This window comes from Corallococcus sp. bb12-1, assembly GCF_026626765.1.
Taxonomy (GTDB): domain Bacteria; phylum Myxococcota; class Myxococcia; order Myxococcales; family Myxococcaceae; genus Corallococcus; species Corallococcus terminator.
Genome location: NZ_JAPNJZ010000015.1, coordinates 125290 through 151789, shown reverse-complemented (window position 1 = coordinate 151789; position 26500 = coordinate 125290). Strand labels below are relative to the sequence as shown.

The following is a 26500-nucleotide window of genomic DNA, read 5'->3' as shown; positions in this document are numbered from 1 at the left end:
GAGCGGACGCCGCGCCCACGCAGGAAGGAAATTACTGGCAGGTAGGCCCGAAAGAGAAGGACGCCACGGGTTGAAGACTCGGTATTATTGCAACCCTGTGGCTAATGCTATTGGGGCCAGTTTTCAGGCGCCTTTCTGTAACGCGCCTTTACGCCCCAACCTCATCACTTTGGCCCTCCGAAGAAGATCACACCGTCTCTTGGACGCACGAGCGCGGCACCGGGCTTGGAACCGGGCAGCTTGTCCAAGCCCCCATTGAGCGAGAGTGACACGCAGACTTCGTGTTCCGCGCCATTGGGCAGACGGGCCCGGGTATAGCGGCCCACCACCGTCGCCCCTTCCGTCCACACCCGGCCGTAGAGCCGCGAGCCCTCGGGCACCCTGGCCAGTTTCACCACAGTTTCGGATTCGAGCTTCCCATCGCCCAGCAGGGTCAAGCACTCACCCATGTCGTCGCTCCACACGCGACCTGCGGCTTTGCATTCGTCGGGCGATCTCAAGAAGGGCTGCTTCGCGTCAACGAGGATTGGGACCCCCGAGCCGTCATTGAGGCCGAGCCTCCGCATGCTTTCATATGCCGCTGCGGAGCACTTCTGCTGCGTGGGCTGCACCTGCTGCGCGGGACAGCCCAACAGCGCGGCGGCCAACGCCCCCGCCTCTGCGCACTTCTTGAGGAATCCACGGCTGAAAGCGGGCGCGGACTTCATTGGCGGATTCGGGGACGGATTCGTGGGGGCAGGCACAGAGGGACTTTCCTTCACGGCGGGGGGCACCTCGGACGGGGACGGTACTGCACTGGCGGACGGTGCGGGCGGTGAAGGGAGCGCTTGGTGGGCCCGCGCAAGCGGGCCGCTGGAGGACTCCAGCACTGCTGGGACGGGCGGAGCTTCCTGTGAAGGGGCTTCGCGCAAGACGGCGAAGGCGCCGACGGCGAGCACGACGGCGGCCACGGCTCCCGCCAGCACTCGCCGCCGTGCCTTCGCTGGAGGGCGGCCCGTGGCTTCCAGGGCAACGGCGCCCGTGTCCGGAGGCGCCTGCACAGGGGCTTGCCACTCCGCGCCCTCCTGGGCCCCCAGCGCTTCCAGGGCCTCCCGCATGGAGGCCAGTGAGGGAAGCCGCTTCTCGAAGTCGCGCGCCATCCACTTCTCCACCCACTCGCTCAACGCCTCGGGCACGCGAGGGTTGGCGGTGCGCGCGGACGGGGGCGCCCACATGGGGCTGTTGACGTCGATGCGGGGCGCCTTGCGCGCCTCCCACCCGCCGCGCGCGGGCTCCGCGTCGGTCAGCGCGTCATACAGGCACACCGCCAGCGAGTAGAGGTCATCCTCAGGCGGGAAGGGGTAACGCGCGTCGGGGTTGTTCTGGTTCTCCTTGAAGAAGCGCGCCGCTTCCGGAGAGCGGTAGCGGTGGGTGCCCGGGGGCAGGGGCGCGTCCGTCAACTCCTGGGCTCCCGAGTATTCCCCCGCACCCAGGTCGATGAGGACGGGCTCACCGTCCACCTTGCGCACCATGATGTTGGAGAGCGACAAGTCCCGGTGGCGCACCCTCCGGCCGTGCATGTGCTCCAGGGCATGGGCCAGCTTCGCGAAGAGGCGCGCCACCTGCTGGAAGGTGGGCCGCGCGTCCTGGAGCCAGTGCGCCAGCGTCCAGCCGTCCACGTACTCCAGCACCAGATACCCGCGTCCCTGCGGCGTGCGCGCCCAGCCCTGCACCTTGGCGATATGGGGATGGTCTACGTGAACGAGGCACACCAGTTCGCGCAGCAGGCGTTCATCCGTCTTTCCCGGATCCGCGCTGTGCTGCCGGTGCTTGGAGAGCTTGAGGGCCACGGGCTTGCCGTCCTTCACGCCCCGGTAGACGTCGCCATAGGCGCCCCCGCCCTTCCACTCGCGGACGCGGTAGGCCCCCAGGCGGGAACCGGGCTTGAGGTAGCTGAAGACTTCCGCCGTCGTCATGGTCCGCTCTTCTCCTGCGCTGAAGTCCCGTCCTCAAGCACCACGCCCGGAATGGAAAGGGGCCGGGTGCCGTCCGCCGCCTCCTGTATCACCAACCGGAAGGCTTCTCCGTTCGGCCCGGACTCCCCCTTCTTCCAATCCAACTCCACCGCCACACGGCCCGTGCCGTTGGGCGGCAGCACGTCCGGCGCCATGGCCACCGTGCGCGCCTCCACGCGGCGGCCGGTGGATGGACTCTCCAGCCATGCCTTGCCCGGCCTCCAGGGCGGCCCGGAGCGGTTCGACACCTCCACGGCGAGCACCACCCACGCATCCGCATTGAAGCGGTAGACGGACGCTACCTCCAGGCCCGTTGTGGCACTGAGGGGCGGCGCACGGAGTTGTTTGACCTTGATGCCAGTGCTCGTTTCCACCTGCCCCGAGAGAATCCAACCGGAAGGGCCCATGGCCGTGCCGCGCTCGCGTTGCGTGGCGAGTGCTGCCTCACATGCGGAGCAGCGGGCCTCCAATGCGGCAAGCTGGGCCCGTATCAACTCCGGCGCGCTAGCTTCGCGGAACACCAGGACTTGCGCGTCCACCACGTCCGCCGCCGTGGTGAGTTTGAAGACGGGCGCCGTCAGGATCGATTCGTTGAGAAACGGCACGCGCAACGTCACCGCTTCGCTCAATTCCTCCAGCGCCCGGAGGGTGAGGGAGCGCTCTCCAGCGCCCAGGATTTCCACGGGGGCCTTTTCGCCCAGCTTCACGGCCTGCGCGTTGATCGGCGTGTCGAATGTCAACGTGGTGGGAATGCTGGTGGAGACGCGCACTCCCTCGGCTTTCGCGGTGAGCGCAACGGTCCGCATCCGTAACCTGGGCAGGGCGGAGTCCTCCGCTGCCGCTGCCCACGCCGCGAAGGACAAGAACGCCAACAAGAGCCCGGGGAGTCGTGGCAAGGGGCGAAACCTCATGCGTTGACCCTAACAGACGCCCATCCTGCCCGAGCGTGCGCCCGCCCCTGGCAACGTGCGATTGCGAGGGCCAGGTCTGAAGGTGTGCCGAGTAGGTGCGAGCCATTGGGTGCACTCGCAGGGTTGCCCTGAGGTGGCGTGCGGCGGGTGCTGACTGCTGCAACTTGGCCGGGCTCCATAGCAGCCTCCGAGGTGGTGCTCGGCGTGAACGCTGGCTGCTGCGCACCGTCCGGACTCCACCGTTCCGAGGTGATTCCAGGTGCGGGTGCTGGTCCGCCGCACCGGCCGGGCTCCACGGCCTCCGAGGTGGTGCACGGCGCGGCGCGGGTGCTGGCGGCTGCGCACCGGCCGAACTCCACCGCCCCGAGGCGATGCTCGGAGCGGGCGCTGGCGGCTCCGCATCCGCCGGACTCCACGCGCCCCGAGGCGGTGCGGTGCTCGGGTCGTAGTGGGCGACTGGGGCACCGACCGGGCTCCACGGCCCGAGGTGAGGCTCGGCGCGGCGGATGCTGACTGCCGCCGTGCCCTGACACCATGGCCCGAGGTGACGCCCGGGTGCTGGCTGCCGCTGCGCCCTGGCGGACTTTCGGGCCCGAGGTGGTGCGCGGCGAGAAAATGCGCCACGCGCCTGAGCTGGTGTGTGGCGCGAAACGGCTCCGACGGGGTGCGTGTCGCAATACGGCCCGAGGGGTGCGGCGCGAAACGGCTTCCCATTTCCGAGGGGTGCGGCGCAAACCGGCTCCGAGGGGCACGGCGCGAAACGGCTTCCGGGACTCCGATGGAGGCGGCGCTTGGGGCGGGGGCTGCCGCGCACCGACCGGCTCCATGGGACCCCGGGGAGATGCGCGGTGCGAAAAGACTCCACGGCCTCCGAGGGGGTGCGGCGCGAAACGGCTCCACGGACCGAGGGGGTGCTCGGCGCGAAATAGCGCCACGGCCCCGAGCGGGTGCGGCGCGAAATGGCTCCACGGCCTCCGAGGGTGGGGCGGCGCGAAACGGCCCTACGGCCCCCGAGGGGGTGAGCTGGTGCTGGCTGCGGCTGTGCCCTGGCGGGACTCCACGGTCCCGAGGGGTGCGGCGCGAAATGGCTCCACGGCCCCGCGATGGTGCTCGACGCGAAACAGCTACACAGCCCCGAGGGGGTGCTCGGCGCGAAAAGGTTCCACGGACTCCGAGGGGATGCTCGGCGCGAAAAGGCTCCCACGCGCCCCGAGGTGGCGAGGTGCTTGGGCGCTGGCGGCTGCGCACGGACTGGGCTCCACGGACCGAGGTGCGGCTCGGCGTGGCCGGTGCTGGCTGCCGCCGTGCCTTGGCGGACTCCACGGCCTCCGAGGGGTGCTCGGCGCGTCTGTTGGATGCTGCGCACCGGCCGGACTCCACGCATCCGAGGGGGCGGCGCGAAAAGGATGTACCGCCCCGTGGGGGGGCTCGGTGCGGGTGCAGGCGGCTGCGCACCACGGCCTCCGAGGTAATGAGCGCCGCTGCTACTGGCTGCGGCGCACTGGCGGACTCCACGGCCCCGAGGTGGCGTTCGGCGCGGCGGTTGGAGGCTGCACACCGGCCGTGCTCCACGCTCCACGGCCTCCGTGGTGGGGCGTGGGGTGAGTGCTGGCGGTTGCGCACCGAACGGACTCCACATGCTCCGAGGGGATGCTCGGCGCCGCTACTGCGCACTGGCCGGGCTCCATGTACCCCGAGGGGGTGCTCGGTGCGGATAATGACCGCTGCGAACCGACCGGGCTTCACCGCCCCGGGGGCGTGCTTGGTGCGCGTGCTGGCCGGGCTCCGCATGACCCGAGGCGGTACGGTGCGAAAGGGCTCCACGGACCCGAGGGGGTACTCGGCGCGCGTGCTGGCCGCTGCGCACCGACCGGACTCCGCGCGCCCTGAGAGAGTGCGGCGCGAACAGCTCCGCAGACTCCGAGAGGGCGCTCGGCGCGAAGTGGCTTCCCGGACTCCGAGGGGTGCGCCGCAAAACGCCTCTACGGCGCCAAGGGGGCGGCGCGAAACGGCTCCATGGGGCTCCGAGCGGGGCCGTGCTTGGGTGATGGTCGCTGCGCACCGGCCGGCTCCGTAAGCCCCGAGGTGAGGCTTGGCGCGAAATCGCTCTCATGCGCCCCCGAGGGGGCGGCGCGAGAGGGCTCCACGCGCTCCGTGGTGAGGCTCGGCGCGCATGCTGGCTGCTGCCGCGCCTTGGCGGGCTCCACGCGCCCCGTGGTGAGGCCGAGGCCCGGTGCGCATGCTCGCCGCTGCGCACCGGATTGACTCCACCGCCTCCGTGGTGAGGCCCGGCGCGGAGACTGATCACCGCTGCGTCTTGGCGGACTCCACGCGCCCCGTGGTGAGGCTCGGCGCGAAACGACTCCACGGAACGAGGGGGCTCGGCGCGAAATGGCTCCAAGAAGGCTCCGAGGGGATGCGGCGCGAAACGGCTCCACGGACCCCGAGGGGACGCTCGGCGCGAAATGGCTTCACGGCTCCGAGATGGCGGCGAAACCATGCCCAGTACGGCGACCATTGACACCGAGCGCATGAAGCCCGAGGGATCGAGCAATTGCGGAATATCGGAGGGCTTTCGCAGCCGCCCCACCGCTTGCTTGCCGATTGAGTCCGCCAGGGCGCAGCCCCCACGCACCGGCCCGTAGCCCTTTCGCGCCGCACACCACGTCGGGCCATGGAGTCGGCCAGGGCACGACGGCAGCCAGCACCGAGCCGCGCACGAACATCACCTCGGTCCGTGGAACCGTTTCGCGCCGCCCTCCCTCGGAGTCCGTGGATCCATTCCGTACCGAGCACTCCTCGGAGCCGCCTTGGAGCCACTTCGCTCCGAGCCCCCTCTCTCCGTGGAGTCGTTTCGCGCCGCCCCCGCGTTCCGTGGAGCCGTTTCGCGCCGAGCCTCACCACGGGGCGCGTGGAGTCCGCCAAGGCGCGGCAGCGGCCATCATGCGCGCCGGGCCTCACCACGGGGCGCGTGGAGTCCGCCAAGACGCAGCGGTGATTAGTCTCCGCGCCGAGTCTCACCTCGGAGGCGGTGAAGTCCTGCCGGTGCGCAGCGGCGGCCGGCACGCGCGCCGAGCCTCACCTCGGGGCGTGGAGTCAATCCGGTGCGCAGTGGCGGTCAGTCTCCGCGCTAAGCCTCACCTCGGGGCGCGTGGAGCCCGCCAAGGCTCAGTGGCGAGCACGCGCGCCGAGCCTCACCTCGGAGGCGCATGGAGTCTGGGCGCAGTCGCCAGCAGCCGCGCCGGGCACCCCGGAGTCCGTCCATGCGCAGCAGCCAGCCCCAAGCAACGCGCCGTCTCGATCCGGCACCTGGAGCACGGCGCCCTTTCGGTGCCCGTGGAGCATCAACACCCACACCGGACGCCACGAGAGCGCGCCGAGCCCAACCGCGCGCCACGGAACGGGGCACGGCAGCCGCCCGGAGGGGCAAGCGAGCTAGCAGGCGGCATCCTCACGAACGCGGGCGAAATGGCGGGACGGGAGCGCCCGCGTCAGGCCCAGCGGCGCAAATTAGCTCGGGTCCTAACGCGACCGGGGGCGCCGTTGGCGAAACCCTCCACGGCGCGCGAAACGCAGCGCGTGGGGCCGGCTCACGCGGCGAAATGTCCCCACCAGATACACCAGGGCCGCACGGGGCCAATTCGCGCCCTCGGCCGGCGCGTTTCGTTACGCCATCGGCGCCGCTGCTCGCGGGTCGGCGCGAAACCCCGGAAACGGCTGGAGGTGCGCCCCTACGCGCCGCGAGGTCCGCCCGACTGAGACGCGGCAGAGTGGGGCCGGGGGAAAACGCGCCGTCCCTGTGGGCGCGTTTCCGGATCCGGAAACGGCGCGAAACCCACCGCGCGGCGCCATTTCGCCCGAGGACGTGCCCGCGATGGCGCACGCGCGAAATTGCGCCGCTGTATTGCAGCACGGCGTGAAACGTTTCGCGCCGTGCGGCGCAATTACACATCTCCATTTCGCGCCTCCTGCGGCGCAATTGAAGACGGCGAAATGATTCGCGCCAAACGGCGAAACTCCGGCGCGAAACTGCCTCCCTCAGAGCGCGAAATACATGCTCAATACGGCGAAACTCCCGCCATGCAGGCGGAGCAGTGTTTGAGGTAGGTGTTTGACAATTGTTTGTCTTATGCGAGAAAATTAGGGGACGCAGTGAGGCTGCGGGGTGCCTTCCACTTGGAAGGCGAGCCCTCGGACGGAGAAAACTCCGACGCGCGGCACTCCTCATTACGGACACCGCCAGGACGCCCCACGGGGCATCCAGACGCCATCAGGTCGGCACCCATGAAGGACACCAACAAGGACACCAGCAACACGCAGCATCTCACCGCCATGGACAGCGGCACCGAATCCACGTTGCTGCGGGAGATCCACCATGAACTTCGCAGGCTGCGGGAGGCCGTGGGTGTGATTCAGGCTCGCATCACCCAAGCAGCTCCCGTCCAGGCCGCCCGCGCCGTCACCGTTGACGCGGCAAGGGCCCTTCTCGGCTGCGGGCGCTCCCAGGACTTCGCACTCCTCAAGGCTGGCGCGCTGAGCCGCGCCCCCAAGGTGGGCAAGACGGCCATGGTGACGGTGGAGAGCATCGAAGCACTCCAGGAGCGCTTCGGCCGCGAGCCAACCCCCAAGCTCAAGCGGCAACCCGCCCGGAGCACTTCCACCGGGCGGGAGACACGGGAAGCGATTCTCAGGATGCTGCGGCAGCCTTGAGCGGCAGCACTGCCGGATCCTCGGGATGCTCCAGCCGGAGCGGCACCTTGATCATGGGCGGCACCGCAACGTTTTCGTAGAAGCGCTTGGTGGTCGCGGGCGACGTGTGCCCCACCACGGCGGCAATGGCAGCAAGCGGCAGTCCTCCTGATTTGGGCCGCACTTCCTGGCCGCATTCAGAAGCCCAGGTAACAAAGCTGTGCCGGAGTTCCCCAAAGCGCACCAGCTCCATGCCCAGGGACTTGCAGGCCCGCCGCACCACGCGCCGGATGTGGCTGTCCACAGGCGCAGCACCGCGCGTTTGAAGCCGTTGCACTGCCGCGAGCGTCTGACGGTCGATGCTCTGGACGTGAACACGCCCGCTCTTGTGGACGAACCGAAGGGTTGCGGCGATTTCGCCCGGCTCCTTCAACACCGTGACCTTGCCCTCGCCTTGGGCAAGCCGCTCAATCTCCGTGCCGTGCATCCCCGTCTTGGCGTGGAGGCACAGCACGTCGCGCACGCATTGCACGTCCGTCACGCGGCGCGTGGCCTCCTGGTCGAAGTTGGTGAACTCCCACCCGGTGATAGCGCGGTAGAGCCGTTCAATGGTTTCGATGCTGTAGCCCTTCTCACGCACCGACTTTTCCGGACGGCTGACGGGCACCTTGAGGGAAATGGTGGCGTCCTCGGCCACCGTCAACGTGCCCTCTTCCTCGCGCAGCCACGCGCAGAACGCCTTGAGCGCCGTAACCCGGTTCTTGCGCGCAGTGGGCTGCCGGTTCAACTCGCGTAGAAGGTCCTGGAGGGTGACGGTGCGCAAGTCGCGGCCCGAGAACGATTCCGCCCACGCGGCCAAGTAAAAGCCAACGCTGCTCACGTAGCGCTTCGTCGTGCCCGCGCGCCGCATGAAGTCCAGGTAGCGGCCCACGGTCGGCGCGTCCAGGTAGACGGCGGACTCTTGCTTGAGCTTCTGGGCTTCGCCCTTGGTTCGGTAGCCCTCGGGATCTCGCATGAAGAGGGCCAGCTCGGCTTCGGCTTCCGTCTCGCTGCGGGCGTCGAGGTGGACCGTGTACGTCTTGCCCGCGACCATCTTGCGCAGCACGTACACCGGGCGGCCGTCCTTCGCCGTGAACGTGCGCCCGCCCTGCCATTTGCCTGTCCAGACCTTGCCGCTACCCATGCAGAAAGACTCCAGTTTGGTCCAATTTCGGTCCCAACTGACCGGATTTGGTCCCTGGAGTCAAACCGCGCCCCCTCGGCAGGAGGGGGCGCGGATCAAGGCGGTGGGTTACTTCTTGTGGAGGCGGAGGGAATCGAACCCTCGTCCGAAAGCCAGAGCCTTCGGACGAAGAGGCATTACTGGACGATGTCGGTGTCCGCAGTCTTCTTCACGTTCCCGGTCATCACCGAAGCGCTCTGGTAGATGTCCCCCAGGCCCGCGCCAATACCTTCCCACGCGAAGGTCTCCGCCAGCCGGCGGGCGTTCATCGCGAGCCTCTTGCACAGGTCCGGATCATTGCGTAGCCGTCGCAGGGCATCAGCGAACTCCTGCGGTGACTCAGCCAGCAGGACGTCCTCGCCCTCCACCATGGGCAGGCCCTCCACCGCCAGCCGCGTGGCCACCACCGGCACGCCGGCCGCCGCCGCTTCCAGCACCTTGAGGCGCGTGCCGCTGCCCGCGCGCAGGGGGATGGCCGTCGCCAGCGCTCGCGCCAGGTGCGGCGCCACTGACGGCACCGAACCCGTCACCACCAGCCGCTCGTTCTCCAGCGCCCGCACGGACGCGGACGGGCTGCGGCCCACCACCATGAGCTTGCCCGGTGCCAGCTCCGATGACACCAGCGGCCACACCTCCCGGGCCAGCCGCAGCACCGCGTCCTCGTTGGGCCACCAGTCCATGGAGCCCACGAAGACCAGGTCGTTCCCCGCCGTCTCCGCCGGCACGAAGTCCGGCAGCTTCACGCCGTTGGGCACCACGTGCACCTGCTTTGCCCCCAGGGCGCGCAGCTGCGCGGCGTCCACCTCCGAGCACGCGAGCACGGAGTCCGCCTGACTCACACACTCGCGCTCCAGCCGCTCCACCCGGCGGAACTGCCAGCGCAGGAAGGGCCGCAGCGGCGCAGCGCTCAGGGGCGCCATGCGCGCGAGCAACTGGCTCTCCACGTTGTGCTCGTCGATGACCAGGTGCGCGGACGGGTTCAGCTCCCGCGCCAGCGGCAACAGCTGCGCCATGTGCAGGTGGTCGAAGTGGATGATGTCGAAGGGGCCCCGTTCCGCCATGACGCGGCGGAAGGACTCCTGGAGGCGCTGGCGCGTGAAGCGCACGTAGGTGAGCGGCGTACCGCGCAGGAAGGCCCGGGTGCTGCTCAGCGTCTCTCCCGGTGCGACTCGCGGCATGTCCACCAGGTGGAGGCGCGAGGCGGGAACGCCCAGTTCACCCAGCCAGCGGGTGAAACCCTGCGCGTCGTTTCCCGGGCGGTGCAGCGCGAGCACGTCCAGCGAGAAGCGCGAGGCGAGTGCGCGCACCAGCTCCAGCGTGCGCAAGGTGCCGCCCGTATCCGAGGGCAGCGGAACATAGGGGAGGATGGCGAGAACGCGTCGCACGGTGGAGGCCAGATCCGCTTCAGGAGACAGGTGGATGTGGCCTCGGGCTCCTCGCCGAGGCCACCGGCTTGGTAACCACCCGTTCGCAAGCGGCCCAGGGGCGCGGGACGCTTTTCCGTCAATGGCGAACAGATGCCACGTTCGGAATGCACCCCGCTATCGCATCGCGTTGTCCCACGGACGCCCAGGCGCCTCGCGGTCGCGGCTCAGGACGCGGTGCAGACCGCGCCGATCCGCTCCACCACGTAATCGGAACGCCGGCCGAAGGACGAGGCTCCGGTGGTGCAGCTGCAACCGTAGCCTCCGACGATGGTCCGGAGGTCGGGCCCCGAGTAGTAGGTGATGCTGGACGCCTGGTTTCCCGGACACCGCACGAGCCCGTCCTCCCGGGTGCTCAGGTCGGCGGCTTCTCCGTCGAAATCCTCCGCGCCGCCACAGCCCGCCAGCATCCCGACCGCCATCAGTCCCGCGATGAGTGTCTTTCGCATGCACAGCTCCCGAAGTGAGGTTTCCCGCAAGGGCGGAGCGGACAAGTCTAGTGGACAGGAGGGAGGCTGGGCAGGCGTCGTGTCGCCAGAGTCCTCGAAAAGACGCTCCGTTTCCGGCATGAGGGGAGCCCTTTGGAACGACGAACGACGGAGGAAGCCATGAGCCTTCAGGAGAGTCAGGGTGCCGCGGCGCGCGAGCGCATCATCCGGCTGCGACAGGTGATGCAGGCCCGCGACGTGGCGGCGGTGTGGGTTCCGTCGAGCGATCCGCACCTGTCCGAATACCTGCCCGGCCGCTGGAAGGGACGGGAGTGGGTGTCTGGCTTCACCGGCTCCTCGGGGACGCTGGTGGTGACCCACGATTACGCCGGCCTGTGGGTGGACAGTCGCTACTGGGAGCAGGCGGACGCGCAGCTTTCGGGCAGCGGCATCGCGACGGTGCGCACGTCGAACGCGCCCGGTCAGCCATACCTGGACTGGCTCGCCGCGAACGTGGCCAAGGGGCAGGCGGTGGCGGTGGATGGCGCGGTGCTGGGCCTGGGGCAGGCGAGGGCGGCGTCCACGCTGCTCACGGCCAGGGGCGTGACGCTGCGCACGGACCTGGACGTGGTGGCGGAGGCCTGGCCCGACCGTCCGGTGATGCCCGTGGCCCCGGTGTACGCGCACGAACTGGCGCCCGGCTCGCGCGCCGACAAGCTCCAGGCCCTGCGCGAGGAGCTGGGCCGGCTGGGGGCGACGCACCACTTCATCTCCACGCTGGATGACATCGCGTGGCTGACGAACCTGCGCGGCGCCGACGTGGACTACAACCCGGTGTTCCTCGCGCACCTGCTGGTGGAGCCTGGCGAGGTCCGCCTGTTCATCTCCGAGGGCAAGGTGCCTGACGCCCTGCGCGCGGCGCTGGAGAAGGATGGCCTCACGCTGGCCCCCTACGCGGAGGCGGCCCCGGCGCTGGGCGCGCTGCCGCAAGGCACGAAGCTGCTCCTGGACCCCCGGCGCGTGACGCACGGCCTGCGGCAGGCGGTGGCGCCGGGCGTGGTGGTGATTGAAGCGCTCAACCCGTCGACGGTGGCCAAGTCCCGCAAGACATCCGCGGAGCTCGCGCACATCCGCTCCGCGATGGAGCAGGACGGCGCGGCGCTGTGCGACTTCTTCGCGTGGTTCGAGTCGGCGCTCGGCCGCGAGCCCATCACGGAGTTGACCATCGACGAGCGCCTGTCCGCCGCGCGCGCCCGCCGTCCGGGCTTCGTGTCGCTGAGCTTCTCCACCATCGCCGCGTTCAACGCGAACGGCGCGATGCCGCACTACCGCGCGCTGGAGGAATCACACGCGACGGTGTGCACGCCGGGAAGCCCCACCCAGGGGCTGCTGCTCATCGACTCGGGCGGGCAGTACACGACGGGCACCACGGACATCACCCGCGTCGTCCCGGTGGGCGAGCCCACGGCGGAGCAGCGGCGCGACTTCACGCTGGTGCTGCGCGGGATGATCAACCTGTCCGTCGCCCGGTTCCCCCGGGGCACGCGATCGCCGGCCCTGGACGCGCTGGCGCGAGCGCCCCTGTGGGCCGAAGGGCTGGACTACGGCCACGGCACGGGCCACGGCGTGGGCTACTTCCTCAACGTCCACGAGGGGCCGCACGGCATCTCCCAGACGATGCCCAACGACCCGCACACGGCGCTGGAGCCGGGCATGGTCACCTCCAACGAACCCGGCCTCTACCGTCCGGGCCGCTGGGGCATCCGCATCGAGAACCTCATCGCCACCGTGCCCGACCAGGCGACTGCCTTTGGCGAGTTCCTCCGCTTCGAGACGCTGACCCTGTGCCCCATCGACACGCGGCTGGTGGACCCGGGCCTGCTGTCCAGGGCCGAGTCCGACTGGCTCAATGCCTATCACGCCATGGTGCGTGAGCGGCTGCTGCCCCATGTCGAAGGCGCGGCGCGCGACTGGTTGCTGAAGCGGACCGAAGCGCTCTGAGGCCGCCGCTCCTGGCGGTTCGCGGGACGGGAGGGCCCTGTCCCGCGCCCCCAGGGGATGGAGTCGCGCCATACGGAGCGGGGCCCGGAATCTGGCTCGATTTTCTTCTGAAGGCTGATGATGCGCTCCACCGCGCAACCACAAGACGCCATGGATGGACGGCAGTTTTTCGTCTGCTCATGCTGGGCGCTGCGGGGGTTGAGTCTGCCTGTTATTGGAGTGGACGCGAATGCGACCTGTCTGTGATTCGCAGGACGACTGCCGTGACAACTACGCTTGTAACGGCGTGAGCGGCACGGACCAGAAGGTGTGTCGCATCCAGTTCTAGTCATGACGGGCCTGTCGTCATTTTTCTCAAGCATTGCCGTTCTAGCTCTTGATGCGGGGAATCCTGTGACGGCAGGCTCGTGGGCATGAACCCATCCTGCTGGTCGTTTCGCCCGCGTCATGCCCGACGCCTGATGATGTTCGCGCTGCTCACGGCTTCGCTCGGTGCCTGCGCGCCGGAAGAGGACGCGCAGGCCCAGGAGCCCGTGGCCCAAGTGGAGTCCGAGCTTCCGGCGGGAGGCTGGCGGGTGCTGATGCCGGCCGGCGGCGCCCCCATCCGGGGCATCACCCGCCGCGCGGACGGGCTGCTCATCGGCGGTTCGAGCTGGGGCCACGGCATCGACGTGTGGACGAGCTCCAACGGGGGCGCGAGCTGGAGCCTGCATGGCTCCGTCGCCAACAACCCGAACGTGGAGTTCGGCGACGTGACGATGCTGGCCATCCCGGGCACTCGCACCGTCTTCTGCGCCTTCCGCGAGTACGCCGACGGCCAGTTCCGCGTCACCATCACCCGCAGCGACAACGACGGTGACGGCTGGGTCTACGACAGCACCGTCGCCGGACCGACGACGCGCTTCGTGGGTGCGCCCTTCCTCTTCCGGCGCGGCAACGGAGACCTGCAGGTCTATTACGATTCGGAGTTGCTGGCCGCGCAGAGCGGCTTCCCCGGCCACCAGTGGATCGCCATGCAGGGCCGCCAGGGCCTCGCCGGGGCGTGGACCGCGTACGGCACCGTCACCGTGTCGCGCGACAAGCGGGCGGGCGCGCTCAGCCGCGAGGGCATGCCCACGGTGGTGCAGCTCGCCGGGGACCGCATCATGGCCGTCGTGGAGGGCGTGGAGGCCTTTCCCACCGGAGGCGCCCGGGCCAATGTCATCAACGCCGTGCAGTCCTGGGACGGGGGCCGCACGTGGGATGATTCGCTGCGCCGCACCGTGTACAGCTCTCGCATCGACCCGGGCTCCGGCCGCCGCTACAACGCCTACGTCCCCTACGCCATCCGCGTGGGCGGGGGCCCGGTGGGCGTCGCGTTCTGCTCCGACGAGGACAAGGCCGGCCCGCCCGACCTGTCCAGCGCCCCGGTGGACCAGCGCAACTGCCACGTCGGCTTCGTCACCACCACGGCCAACTTCGAAACCTGGTCCGCCCCCAGCCCCGTGTGGACGGGCACGTCGCGCAACTACACCCCCGGCCTCTTCGAGCGCGCCCCCAACGACGTCATCGCCGTCATCGACGGGCTGGGCACGAACCGGGTCCTCCTTCGCTAGCTTCCCCTCCTGTTTCATCTCCAGAGCCGGTGAACGCCAGACTTCCGTGAGAGACAAACAGGGCAACGCGGGAAAGACAGGTAACTGAAACATGGAAACACACCGGGCCGCGCCTCCATGCCGGTCCGCTGGGGCAAGTCCCGGGGGGATTCGCTACGCTCGGGCGACCGGGAGACGGCCCTCTCCGGTCGGCCTGGAGCCTGCGCCCCGCGAATGACAAACCAAGACATGGCGGGTGAAGGCGACGCGGTGTCGGCCTTTGTCAAACAGGGCGTGTGGCTGTTCCTTCGGTGGATGTCGCTGCCCGCGTTCATCGCCGGGTATCTGGTGTCCGTGGCGATGGGGCTGGGCGGCACGCAGGCGACGCAGGTCGTGCTCACCGTGCTGCCGCCCATCATCCTCGTGTTCGGCGCGGGATACCCGCTGCTGTCGCTGTGGTGGGTGGGTCGGCATGCGCTGGCGCGAAGTCCCGGGGATGTGCCGGGGCAACGGCTGGAGCGGCTCCTGCGCCTGCCGTGGCGCGCGGCCGCCGCCACCACGGCGGGGGCCTGGGCGGTGGGCGGGTTCACCTTCAGCCTCATCGCCGCGTGGCTGCACCAGAAGGACGCCTTCCAGGTGGTGATGGGCTGTTCGGTGGCGGCGTGTTTCGGAGTGCTGCTGGCGCTGCCCTTCGCGCTCAGCCTGGAGCAGCGCCTGCTGCCGCTCGTGCTGGCCGAACAGCAGCGCTTTCCGGAGGCGGCGCCTCGGGGCGGAGGCCCCTTCTGGCCCCGGCAGCGCTGGTTCCTGCCGCTGACGTCGGTGACCTCGCTGGTGCTGACGATGCTCCTGAGCGGCGGGATGCTGGGGGTGAAGCTGCGCGTCGCCCGGGCGATGCTGGAGGAGCACCTCCGGGCGCTGGGCGCGCAGGATGCGGTGGGGCACCTGGATGCGCTGGGCCACGAGATGCTGCGCGAGTTCACCGTCGCGGTGGCGTGGATCTGCGGGGTGATGCTGGTCATCCCCGCCCTCACGCTGTGGATGATGGCCCGGCGTCAGGCGAAGGGGGCCGGCGCGGTCCAGGTGGCCATTGAATCGCTGGCCGCGGGCCGAGTGACGGCGCCGGCCTGGGTGTCCACGGATGAGCTGGGCGACCTGGCGGCGGGCATGCGCGCGGTGCTGCTCAAGCTGTCCGCGCTGCCCCGGTCGCTGCACACCGCCGCCCACCGGCTGGGCGAGGCGGGCCACCAGTTGGGACTCGCGCAGGTGGAGCAGCAGGGGAGTCTGTCGAAGCAGGCCGTGGCGCTCCAGGAGGCCCGGGCCACGTCCGACGAAATCCAGCACACCTCCCGGCTCGCCGCGGACCGCGCGGAGGCCGTGCTCCAGGTGGCGCAGCGCTCGGAGGCGTTGGGGCTCCAGGGCGAGCGCTCCGTGGAGGCGAGCCTCGCGGGACTGGTCGCCATCCAGCAGGCGGTGGACGGCATCCAGGCGCGCCTCGCGGCACTGACGGAGAGCGCGTCGCGCATCGGGGACATCACCGCGTCGGTGAAGGACCTGGCGGACCAGTCCAACGTGCTCGCGCTCAACGCGGCCATCGAGGCGGCGAGGGCAGGGGACGTGGGCCGCGGCTTCTCCGTGGTGGCGCGGGAGATGCGGGGGCTGGCCAACCAGTCCGCCCAGGCGACGGACCGCATCCGCTCCGTGCTGGAGGACCTGCGCCAGGGCATCCAGGCCGCGTCCCTCATGGGGGAGCAGGGCGGACAGCAGGTCGCCAGCGGCCTGGAGGGGGTGAGGACGTCGGGGGCGTCCCTGCGCGAGCTGCTGGCCATGTCGCGCGAGAGCGCTGGCGCGGCCCGGCAGATCGCTGGCGCCGTCACGCAGCAGAACGCGGGCTTCACCCAGGTCTTCACCGCCGTCGCCGACCTGTCGCGCATCATGGAGGAGACGCTCCACCGCGCGCAGACCACCCGGGACGCCACCCAGACGTTGCAGGGCGTGTCCCGGGAAGTGGATGAGCTGGCGCGGCAGTTCCAGGCCGGCTGATCCACGAAGCCCGGGGGCTCCGCCTCCGCATTCATCCTTCAGTCTGTCGCACCGCGTCGTGAGAAGCCCTGAACCCGGAGGCAACGCATTGCGTCCGGTATGCCTTCGCGCGTCATGCGGAAAACGCCTGGGGGATGAAACCGTCCGAGCGGTGGCAACGTACCGGGCCTGTCCGGAGGGGGCCTTGTCGCAACGGGGGCCTTTCAGCAACATTCGTCCCGAAATGTAGAGAATCCCGAGAACTTTTCTCGGTCGTCTGAATGAGGGGGAATTCCACATGTCCAGTCCTATCGAAGGGGGCGCTGGTGCCGCCGCCGCTGCCGCCGCCGCTGCCGCCGCCGCCGCCGCCGCTGCCCGCGCCGCCGCTGAAGCCGCTGCCCGTGCCGCCGCCGCGAAGGCCGCCGCTGAAGCCGCCGCGAAGGCCGCTGCCCAGAACGCCGCGAAGCAGCAGCCGAAGCAGCCCCAGGTCCAGCTCTTCAAGAAGGACGACTTCGCCACGGGCAACGCCAACAGCCGTGGCGCGAACCGGCTGACGGGCGAGTCCCCGGCGCCGTTCGCCCCGACCACCTCCGGTGCCCCGGTCGCCGCCAACGCGACGGGTGCCGGCCAGGGCCCGCAGGCGACCCCGCCGCCCCGCGCGGACGCGCTGCCCGCCACGCCGGAGGAGTTGCCCAAGCTCTTCCCGGAGCTGAAGGACAAGGGCAAGGAGGACCTCAAGAAGGCCTACGACGCGCTCAACACGCTGGGCACCGGCACGTTCTCCGAGCGCGCCACGGCCCTGGGCGAGCTGGCCTCGCAGTTCCCGGAGACGGTCCCCAACGCGCTGGAGCGCCTGGGCGTCAAGGACGAGAAGCTGGCGAAGCTGGCCACCAGCCCGGACGCGCTGAGCTCCCTGGGCACGCTGGCCGATCCCAAGAAGAGCGTGACCGAGAAGGCCCAGGCCAGCCTCACCCTGGCGAAGGCGGCCGGGGACATCCTCAAGCCGGAGGACCTCAAGGGCGTGCTGGACACCACGCTCAAGGGCCTGCCCGCCGCGGAGAAGCTGGTGGGCGCCATTGGCAAGTGGACGGACCCCAACGCGTCCGCCACGGACAAGGCGAAGGCCACGCTGGAGCTGGGCAAGGCGCTCAAGGACTTCGCCGGGGACAAGTTCCCGGCCCTGGCCAATGACCTGCGCAAGCTGGACGGTTCGCTGCGCGCCGCGGGCGCCGCCATCACCCTGGCGGATCCCAACGCCCCCATCCAGGACAAGGCGATGGCCGCCGCGCAGCTGCTCGCGGAGGTGCCCGACCTCAAGAAGGACCTCAAGGCCTTCACCGAACTCCTGAAGAACGCGGGCGTGAAGAACGCGGCGGACGTGGCCCAGCAGGGCACTCGGTTGGCGGAGGTGGCGGTGAAGGGGTTGGATCCTTCGCTGGCATCGAAGCTCACGCCCCAGCAGTTGGAGAAGCTCACCGCCACCGCCACGAAGCTGGGCGGCCCGGAGTCGCTGGAGTCCGTCATCAAGGGCATCACCGACCCCAAGGCGCTGGATGCGCTGGTGGGCCAACTGGACACGCTGGATGCCGCCGCCGGCAAGCGGCTGGTGAGCGCCCTGGGCGGCCTGGAGCACAAGGTCCTCAACGAGGCGCTCTCCGACCCGAAGACGGCCGAACAATTGACGAAGCTGGTCGGCAAGCTGGATGACGACGCGGGCAAGGTGCTGGCCAAGGCCGTGACGCAGATGGACTCCGGCGCGCTCAAGGCGCTGCTCAAGTTCACCGATGGCGTGGGCGCGGACGCGCTCAACACGACGATGAAGGGCCTGGGCCCGCTGCTGGACAAGGCGGGCAGCAAGCTCGTGGGCCAGGGCCTCAAGGTGATGGAGAAGGTGCTGGGCAAGGTCGGCGTGGAGATCACCGCCGAGGTGGCCAGCAAGGTCTTCAAGAACCTGGCGAAGGTCGTCCCGGTGGCGGGCGCGCTGCCCAACGCCATCGACGCGGTGAAGTACGAGAAGGAATCGCTGGACCTGCACGGCAAGAACAACGACCTGGGCTACTTCGCGCACACCATCGCGGCGCTGAACGCCGCGGACGGGGCCCTGGGCATCGCGTTGGACCTCACGGGCGTGGGCGTGGCCGTCGACGTGGGCGCCAGCGTGCTGCTGGGCGCCGCCGAACTGGCGATGGACATCGGCTTCAGCCAGGAGAAGGCGAAGTACGAGGCCGACCCCAAGGGCTACAAGGCCCCGGACTGGATGAAGGCCGTGAACATCGCCGGCGCCGCGGCCCAGGGCCCGGCGGGGCTGGCGCACATGGCCGCGTACTACGGGCCGGAGGGCGCCGCGCAGCTGCTCCAGTGGGGCGTGGAGAAGGGGGCCAAGGGCGCGGTGAAGCTCGCCGAGTTCGTGGGCGTGTCGCAGGCGGAGGCCGTGGGGGATGGCCTCAAGACTGGCGCGGCCGTCATCCACAAGCTGGCGGACGTGGTGCGCAACCCGTCCAAGTACGGCGAGGCCGTGGTGCAGCAGGCCACCCAGGCCTTCAACACCGCCATCGAGAAGGGTGGCGAGCTGGCGAAGGAGGCCCAGAAGGTCCTGGGCAGCGTCGTCGACGAGGCGAAGAAGCTGGGCGAGAAGGGCCTGGAGACGCTGAAGTACATCGCCCAGAACCCGGGCGCGGCGGCGAAGAAGGCGCTCGACGGCATCAAGAGCATCGTCGACTCGGGCGTGGACCTGGCCACCCAGGCCGGCAAGGACCTCTACAAGAAGGCCGTCTCCACGCTGAACGACCTGAAGGCCGGCTACGACAAGCTCACCGGCGCCGCGAAGGAGAAGGCGAAGGAGCTCATCCAGGGCGCGACGACGCTCGTCAACGACACGGTGAACAAGGCGAAGGAGCTGGGCGAGAAGGGCCTGGAGCTGCTGGCCTGGACGGCCGCCAACCCCGGCGAGGCCGCCACCAAGGCCAAGGAGGCCCTCACCGACGTCCTGGCCAAGGGCGGTGAGCTGGCCAAGAAGGCCTGGGACTCCGTGAAGGACCTGGGCGCCCAGGGCGTCCAGATGGCGGAGAGCCTGGTGAAGGGCCTGGCCAACGCGGGCGAGAAGGCCGTGGAGACGCTGAAGTACATCGCGGCCAACCCGGGCGAGGCCCTCTCCAAGGCGGGGGAGTGGGTGGGAAGCACGCTGTCGTCCCTGGCCCGCAAGGGCGGCGAGGCGGCCAAGGCCGCGGCCACCGCCATCAAGGACTTCGTCGACAACCGCGTGACGTGGGCCAAGGACTTCGCCAAGGATCTGCTCAAGGACGGAGTGGAGGCCTTCACCAACGTCGCCAAGGCCTGGAAGGACAACCTCACCGAAGGCGGCAAGGAGCTGCTCGTCGCCGTCGCGGACCTGGGCGACGCGGGCGTGGACGCGCTCAAGGACCTGGCCGGCGCGGGCGGACAGCTCGCGGAGGCCGCCGTGGGGCACCTGGATGATCTGGCGCGCAAGGGCATCGAAACGGCCAAGGACGCGCTGGAGGGCCTCGCGAACCTGCCGGGCGAGGTGGGAAAACTGGCCGGTGACGCCTTCAACTCCGTGAAGGACTTCCTGGGCGACCTGATCCCCGACGACATCCCGGGCGTCCCCTTCATCTAGCCCGTTTGTAAATTTCCGCCCTGACGGGGCCTGTTCCCAATTCGGGAGCAGGCCCCGTTTCATTTTCGGGCCTCGCTGGATCTTTCCGTTAATCGCGGTGCGTCATCGGATGTGAAGCTACGCAGACCCTCGGTGTGCTTATGACCCGCCTGTGACTGGGTTGTGACAGACATTGCAGACCAGACAGGTTTGAGCGGAAAGTTTCACTCAGATTAAACTGTGAGATCTTAAATTTCAGATCTCACGCAACTCACCAGGAGTGATCTGGATAATCGGGACAGGAATCACAGCCGCTACCGAGGAATCCCCGCATGAGCCTCTCCGCGACCACCACGTCCCAGCGCACGAACTCGACTCGTTCCCAGTCAGTGACGGCGACGTCCGCGCGCAATGGCGCCGCGAACCCGAACGCCATCCTCTCGCAGTACACGCCGACGGGCGCTTCGGCGCGCACGGCGCGTCAGGACGGGCTGCAGCCGGGTGTGGCGGCGTCGACGAAGATGGCGCAGGCGGACCTCAAGCGGATCCTCCCGTTCAAGGCGGCCATTGAGTCGGCGGCGGCGAAGCACGGCGTGCCCCCGGCGCTGCTGGCGGCCATCGCGAGCCGCGAGTCGCGCGGTGGCGCGGCCCTGGACAAGACGGGCCACGGTGACGGCGGCAACGGCTTTGGTGTGATGCAGGTGGATCACCGCTATCACCAGACGCAGGGCGGGCCCACCAGCGCCGCGCACATCGACCAGGCGGCGGGCATCCTCAAGGGCATGCTCAACACCGTGAAGAAGGACCACCCGGACTGGTCCGAGGCGCAGCAGCTGCGCGGCGCGGTGGCGGCGTACAACTCCGGCACTGGCAACGTGCGCACGCTGGCCGGCATGGACCAGGGCACCACGGGCAACGACTACTCCAACGACGTCTGGGCGCGCGCGCAGGCGCTGGCGCCGAGCTTCGGCGGGGCGACGGGCACGAACACCCCCACGCAGCCCTCCACCACCACGCAGCGTCCCGCGCAGACCAAGGACTCCTTCGAGCAGGCCGGTCCCAAGCGCTGGACGACGGCGCCGTCGCTGGAGCAGGTGAAGGCCGGCGGCGTGAAGCTGAGCGAGGGCATGCAGGGCCCCGCGGTGAAGCAGATCCAGGAGATGCTGGGCATCCCGGCGGACGGCAAGTACGGCCCCGTCACCGCGAAGGCCGTGGCGGCGTTCCAGAAGGCCCACGACCTGCGCCCGGGCACGGCGGAAGGTCACGTGGGTCCCACCACGCTCCAGACGCTGCAGAACACCCGCGGCGGCACGAACACCGGCAACACGACGAACACCGGCAACACGACGGGCGGCGTGAAGCCCGGCACCACGACGACCGGCACGAACACCAACAACAACACCGGCGCGACGAACAACAACGGCGCGGTGCTGGGCAACGGCGTCCGCATCAACACGAACGACCCCACGCTGAAGAAGCTGGCCACCTCGCCCCTGAACAACGGCGCGACGGGCTACTGCGTGCGCACGACGCTGGACAACATGGGTCGCCTGGGCATCCCGAACACCCCCGCGGCGACGGGCAACGACCCGAACAACCCGCGCGGCGGCATGGCGCAGATGCTGCGTAAGGGCTGGGACTCCATCCCGTTCCCCGGCGCGCGTCAGCAGACCATCAAGAGCCCGTACGGCAACGCCACCGCGAACGTGGTGACCGCGGACCAGTACAAGAAGCTCGTCGCGGAAGGCAAGGTCCCGGACGGCGCCATCATCTTCCAGTCGCGCCACGGTTGGGACTACAGCGGCGGCTCGAAGGGCAACGACATGGGCATCGTGCGCAACGGCGGCAAGACGACGCACAACTACAAGGACATGCCGTCCATCATCTACTCGGACTGCAAGGAAGTCGTCATCCTGGTCCCGAAGGGCGCCATCCAGCGCGACTGATGAAGTCGGCTCAGTGAGCCCCGTCAAGTGAAGCCCGGTCCGGTGACGGACCGGGCTTTTTCATGAAGACGATGAGCACCGACGCGGCCAGGAAGGTGAGGGCCAGGAACAGGAAGCCGCTGTTGAAGGCCATCACCAGCGCCTGTTCGCTGATGCGGTGTTGCAGCACCGTGAGCGCGGCGGCGTCGGGCGCGAAGAGCCGGTTGCCCGGGCCCGCTCGCATCAGGGACAGCTGCTCCTGGACCCACGGGTTGTAGGCGTCCACGTGCTGGGTGATGGCCGCGTAGGCGCGGTGAGACTCCCGGTCCAGGAGGGTGCTCATCCACGCGGTGCCGATGGAGGCCCCCAGCTCGCGGGTGAGGCTGAAGAGCGCGGTGCCGCCCGGACGCTGGGAGGCGGGCAGCGCGGTGACGGCGAGGAAGGTGAGCGGGACGAAGCCGAAGCCCGTTCCCACCGCCCGGATGAACAGCGGCGTCACCAGGGTGGTCATGTCCGCCTGGGCCGTCAGGTGGGCGTTGAGCCACAGGCTGGTGAAGATGCCGACGTTGGCCACCACCAGCAGCTTGCGCGGATCCACGCGAGTCACCAGCCGCCCGGCCAGCGGGAAGATGAGCAGTTGGATCCAACTGCCGAAGAGGAACACCTTCCCGATGTCGAGCGCCCGGTAGTGCATCACCGTGCCGCAGTAGAGCGACAGGAGCAGGGACCCCGCGAAGATGGCCGTCCCGATGAGGAAGTTGAGCCCGGTCGCCGCGGCATAGGCCCGGTTGAGGAAGATGCGCAGCTCCACCACCGGGTGGCGTGTCTCCAATTCGTGGCTCACGAACCCCACCAGGCTGATGACCGCCACGCAGGCGAGCACGGTGATGGTGGCGCTTTCAAACCAGCCCTCGCGGTTGCCCTCCTCCAGCACGTACTGCATGGACACCATGCCCACCGCGAGCAGCGCGATGCCGAAGCGGTCCACCGGCGCGCGCTCCGGCGTGAAGCCGGGCTGCTTCAGGTGCTTCCACGCGACCCAGGCGGAGAAGAGGCCGAAGGGGACGTTGATGAGGAAGATCCAGTGCCAGGACGACAGGTCGATGAGGTAGCCGCCCAGCGTGGGGCCCAGGAGCGGCCCGGTGATGGCGCCCATGCCGAACAGCGCGCCCGCCATGCCGTGCTGGCGCTCCGGGTAGCGGGAGAACAGCACGCTCTGGGACGTGGGGATGATGGCGCCGCCGCCCAGGCCCTGGAGCACGCGGAACAGCACCAGCGACGGCAGGTCCCACGCCAGGCCGCACAGCACGCTCGCGGCGGTGAATATGAGGATGGACGCGGTGTAGTAGCGCCGGAAGCCGAAGCGCTTCAGCAGCCAGCCAGACAGCGGGATGATGGTGATGTTCGCCATCGCGTACGCGGTGGACACCCAGGCGATCTGATCCAACGGGGTGCCGAAGCTCGCGCGGATGTCGTTGAGCCCCACGTTGACGATGGAGATGTCCAGGAAGGCCATCAGCCCGGCGAACATGGCGCCCATCGTGATGAGCGTCTTGTTGCCCGTCAGCAGCGTGGCTTCCTCGCCGGCGGTGGCCGTGGCCGCGCTCATGGCGCGTCCGTGTAGACGGTGGCCTCGGCGCTCATGCCCGGGCGCAGCTCCACGTCCAGGGCGCCGTCCAGGCGGATGAGCACCGGCACCCGCTGCACGACCTTCACGAAGTTGCCGCTGGCGTTGTCTGGCGGCAGCAGCGCGAAGCGGGAACCGGTGCCGTGGGACAGGCTCTCCACGTGGCCCGGGAAGTCGCGCCGCCCGTACATGTCGAAGCGCACCCGCGCCCGCTGGCCGGGCCGCACGCGCTCCAACTGGTCCTCCTTGAAGTTCGCCACCACCCAGACGTCATCGCGCGGGACGATGGCCATCAGCGACCGCTCCGGGCTCACTGTCTGGCCTTCCTCGACGGAGCGGCGCGACACCACGCCGGACCGCGCGGCGCGCACCGTGGCGTAGGAGAGGTTCAGCTCCGAAAGCCGCACGGCGGCCTCCGCCTGCTGCACCCGCGCCTCCGCCAGGGCGAGCACGGCGCGCGCCGCGGCCAACTGTTCGCCGGTCGTCTGGGCCGCGCTCAGACGTCCCTTCGCCAGCGTCACGCCTCCGTGCGAGCCCGCCACATGGGCGTCCGCGGAAACCCGCCGGGCCCGCGCCTGCTCCAACTGCGCGTCCGCCGCGTCGAGCTCCGTCTGCCGCAGGTCCACGTCCGCCTGGGCCAGGGCCTTCTGTTCGAAGAGCGTCCGCGCGCGGCGCAGGTTCGTGGCCGCGAAGAGCTGGCGTGACACCGCGGCGGCGACCTCCGCGTCCGCCTGCGCGATGGCGGCCTTCGCGGACTCCAGCGTGGAGGTGGCGGAGGTGAGGCTGCCCTCCGCCTGGGCGAGCGACGCGGGCGCGGTCCGTTCGGTGAGGGCCAGGGCCGCCTTCGCGTTGTCGGCGGAAGCTCTCGCGGCGAGCAGGTCCGCGCGGGCCGCGGCGAGCCGGGCGGCGAAGTCCTCCGGATCCAGCTCCACCAGCACCTGGCCCGCCTCCACGCGCTGGTTGTCCATCACGGGCACGCGGCGCACCTGGCCCGCCACGCGCGAGGCCACGTTCATCACCCGGCCTTCGGCCTGGGCATCGTCCGTCGTCTGCTGCCCCCGGTGCAGGAGCCACCACCCACCCGCGAGCAGCCCCGCGCCCACCGCCAGTGAGCTCATGAGCAGCGGCGTGCGGCGGCGCTCCTTCGGGGCGGGAGTGGCGGGCACCGCCGGGGAGGGGAGGGCGGCCACGGCGCTCATGCGTCCTCCTTCGCCACCCACTGCGCGCCCCACTTCTTCGCGGCCTCCAGGAAGTCATCCGACAGCTTCGTGCCCTGGATGGCGCGCGACAGCGACAGGGCGCCGTACATGAGCGCGACGGCCGCCAGGGCCTTCTCGCGGTGGCGCGCGTTGGGGCCCAGCAGCTCCGCGAACGACTGGACGAACTGCTGAAGCTCCGACTCCAGCGCGCCCCGGTAGGGCTCTCCAGAGCGCGCCACGTCGGCGGTGATGCTGGGCAGGGGACAGGTGGGCGTGACGGCGTCGCGGTGCTTGCGCGACAGGTAGCGCTCCAGCACCTTCAGCGCGGGCGCGTCGGGCGCGTCCTCCTTCGCCTTGTGCAAGAGCTTGTTCCACACCGCGCGGGCGGTGCCCCGAAGGGTCTCCGTGAACAGATGCTCCTTCGACTCGAAGTGCCCGTAGAAGCCCCCCACCGTGAGCCCCGCCCCCTTCATCACGTCCATGATGGAGCTGGCCTGGATGCCCCGCTCCAACAGCAACGTGGCGGCGGACGCGAGGATGGCGTCGTGCGACTTCTGCTTCTGTTCCGTCTTCTGGGTCATGTTGGATGATATTCGTAATATTTCGACCATCATCCGTCAAGGCGACGTGGGGAGCGGGCTGGCTCAGGGCTTCTTCTTGCGCGAGCCGTCCTCGTAGAAGGTGTCGTCCTCCACGAGTCCGCCGTCCGGGTTCCAGCGCTTGCGCGCCGTGACGCGGTCCTTCGCCCACTGCGAGTCCTCCACGAGGACGCCGTTCTCGGCCCAGACCTGGCGCTGGCCTTCGGACCGGCCCTGGACGTAGTGCTCGCGCGACTGCACGCCACCGTCAGGGAAGAAGGACTCCGTCACACCGTCGGGCTCGAAGCGATACTTGCCTTCATCCAGGGCCTGGGCCTGTCGCTGGCTCAGCGAGCCGTCGTCGTTGAACTGGGAGTCCACCGCGCGCTCGCCGGTGACGACGAACTCGCTCTTGCGCTCGCCGTTCTGGAAGAACTCCACGCGCTTGAGCTTCTTGCGGTCCTTCCAGGTGGTGACGAGCTTCTTGGAGCCGTCCTTGAAGTACTCCGTCTCGTCGCCCTCCATCTGCCCCTTGGCGTACGTCGTCGAGCGGCGAGGGGTCCCGCTGGAGTACTCGGTGTTCAGCCCGTCGCGCAGGCCCGCGGCGTAGGCGGTGGTGCTGGTGCGCTGGCCCTGGGCGTCGAACGACTCCGTCACGCCTTCGCGCAGGCCGTTCTTCAGGGGGATGACGGAGCGCTTCTGGCCGTTCGCGTGGAAGAACACGAGCGGGGAGGTGCCCTTCCAGACGCAGTCCTTGATGCCCGCCTCGCGCGAGGACTGGAGGCCACAGCCGGCTTCATTCAACCGCCCAGTCTCGTCGTAGTCCGCGTAGGTGCTCTTCGCGTCTTCCGGCTGCCGGTCGAAGCGCCGGGACAGCTTGCCGTTGGGGTGGTAGCGCTGGCCTTCGCCGCGCTCGTTGTCGTCGGCGTAGGTGGAGGTCTCCACCAGCCGGCCGTCTTCGAAGCGCTTGAAGCCGCCGTGTCGCTTGTCGGCCTTGTACTCCTGTTCCACGGCCCGGCCGTCGGACCAGCGGCGCACCTCCCAGCCGTCCTTCTTGCCGTCGCGGTATGAGACGGTGTGCGTCTCCTTCTTTGTGTCCCGGTCCACGCAGCGCACGGTGCCGGTGAGCTTCGCGGTCGAGTTGCCGTTGTCCAGGTTGATGGATTGGCCCTTGAAAGAGCAGTCCTCCACGGCCCAGGAGGGCAGGGCGGACAGGGAGGCGGAGAGCACGAGGAGGCGTAGGACGGGAGGCGCGCGCATGGGGTTTCCACGAAAGGAGGCGGAAGGTTTCACGCC

General features: G+C 69.5%; 15 protein-coding genes. 6 read left to right on the top strand and 9 right to left on the bottom strand.

From position 1 onward, the window contains the following. Positions 1 to 164: 164 nt before the first annotated feature. Both OV208_RS17825 and OV208_RS17820 read right to left on the bottom strand, forming a co-directional pair. Positions 165 to 1955 carry a serine/threonine protein kinase gene (locus OV208_RS17825; RefSeq protein ID WP_267575032.1) on the bottom strand — a complete coding sequence of 597 codons (1791 nt, stop codon included), beginning with the start codon at positions 1953 to 1955 and terminating at the stop codon, positions 165 to 167. Continuing rightward, complete coding sequence (locus OV208_RS17820; RefSeq protein WP_267575031.1) at positions 1952 to 2905, bottom strand: DUF2381 family protein; 954 nt, start codon at positions 2903 to 2905, stop codon at positions 1952 to 1954. The genes OV208_RS17825 and OV208_RS17820 overlap by 4 nt, the downstream gene beginning before the upstream one ends. A gap of 4284 nt (positions 2906 to 7189) precedes the next feature. Here OV208_RS17820 and OV208_RS17815 point away from each other — a divergent pair. Beyond that, entirely contained in the window at positions 7190 to 7615 is a 426-nt protein-coding gene (locus OV208_RS17815) for a hypothetical protein (protein ID WP_267575030.1), read from the top strand. Here the strand turns inward: OV208_RS17815 and OV208_RS17810 are convergent. The 3 genes from OV208_RS17810 to OV208_RS17800 form a co-directional block, all read right to left on the bottom strand. Then, the gene (locus tag OV208_RS17810) at positions 7593 to 8777 is read right to left on the bottom strand and encodes a site-specific integrase (protein ID WP_267575029.1); all 1185 of its coding nucleotides are present in this window, start codon (positions 8775 to 8777) and stop codon (positions 7593 to 7595) included. The two genes, OV208_RS17815 and OV208_RS17810, sit on opposite strands and share 23 nt — an antisense overlap. Before the next feature lie 176 nt (positions 8778 to 8953). Beyond that, positions 8954 to 10201, bottom strand: a complete 1248-nt coding sequence (locus OV208_RS17805; protein ID WP_267575028.1) for a glycosyltransferase family 4 protein — start codon at positions 10199 to 10201, stop codon at positions 8954 to 8956. Positions 10202 to 10407: 206 nt separating this feature from the next. Continuing rightward, complete coding sequence (locus OV208_RS17800) at positions 10408 to 10689, bottom strand: hypothetical protein (RefSeq protein WP_267575027.1); 282 nt, start codon at positions 10687 to 10689, stop codon at positions 10408 to 10410. Positions 10690 to 10848: 159 nt separating this feature from the next. Here OV208_RS17800 and OV208_RS17795 point away from each other — a divergent pair, with 159 nt between their 5' ends. From OV208_RS17795 to OV208_RS17775, 5 genes are all read left to right on the top strand, one after another. Then, positions 10849 to 12669 carry an aminopeptidase P family protein gene (locus OV208_RS17795; protein ID WP_267575026.1) on the top strand — a complete coding sequence of 607 codons (1821 nt, stop codon included), beginning with the start codon at positions 10849 to 10851 and terminating at the stop codon, positions 12667 to 12669. Positions 12670 to 13082: 413 nt separating this feature from the next. Continuing rightward, on the top strand, positions 13083 to 14264 hold the full coding sequence (locus OV208_RS17790) for a sialidase family protein (RefSeq protein WP_267575025.1): 1182 nt from the start codon (positions 13083 to 13085) through the stop codon (positions 14262 to 14264). A gap of 213 nt (positions 14265 to 14477) precedes the next feature. Further along, entirely contained in the window at positions 14478 to 16283 is a 1806-nt protein-coding gene (locus tag OV208_RS17785; RefSeq protein ID WP_267575024.1) for a methyl-accepting chemotaxis protein, read from the top strand. A gap of 277 nt (positions 16284 to 16560) precedes the next feature. Next, positions 16561 to 19896 carry a Dauer Up-regulated gene (locus tag OV208_RS17780; RefSeq protein ID WP_267575023.1) on the top strand — a complete coding sequence of 1112 codons (3336 nt, stop codon included), beginning with the start codon at positions 16561 to 16563 and terminating at the stop codon, positions 19894 to 19896. A gap of 311 nt (positions 19897 to 20207) precedes the next feature. After that, a complete protein-coding gene (locus tag OV208_RS17775) occupies positions 20208 to 21821 on the top strand; it encodes a peptidoglycan-binding protein (RefSeq protein ID WP_267575022.1) in 1614 nt (537 codons plus the stop codon). Between the two features lie 10 nt (positions 21822 to 21831). Here the strand turns inward: OV208_RS17775 and OV208_RS17770 are convergent, their stop codons facing one another. The 4 genes from OV208_RS17770 to OV208_RS17755 form a co-directional block, all read right to left on the bottom strand. Next, on the bottom strand, positions 21832 to 23409 hold the full coding sequence (locus tag OV208_RS17770) for a DHA2 family efflux MFS transporter permease subunit (RefSeq protein ID WP_267575021.1): 1578 nt from the start codon (positions 23407 to 23409) through the stop codon (positions 21832 to 21834). Continuing rightward, the gene (locus OV208_RS17765; RefSeq protein WP_267575020.1) at positions 23406 to 24626 is read right to left on the bottom strand and encodes an HlyD family secretion protein; all 1221 of its coding nucleotides are present in this window, start codon (positions 24624 to 24626) and stop codon (positions 23406 to 23408) included. The genes OV208_RS17770 and OV208_RS17765 overlap by 4 nt, the downstream gene beginning before the upstream one ends. Further along, positions 24623 to 25207, bottom strand: a complete 585-nt coding sequence (locus OV208_RS17760; RefSeq protein WP_267575019.1) for a TetR/AcrR family transcriptional regulator — start codon at positions 25205 to 25207, stop codon at positions 24623 to 24625. The genes OV208_RS17765 and OV208_RS17760 overlap by 4 nt, the downstream gene beginning before the upstream one ends. A 63-nt stretch (positions 25208 to 25270) precedes the next feature. Next, positions 25271 to 26464, bottom strand: coding sequence for a toxin-antitoxin system YwqK family antitoxin (locus tag OV208_RS17755; RefSeq protein WP_267575018.1), 1194 nt, complete (start codon positions 26462 to 26464; stop codon positions 25271 to 25273). Between the last annotated feature and the right edge of the window lie 36 nt (positions 26465 to 26500).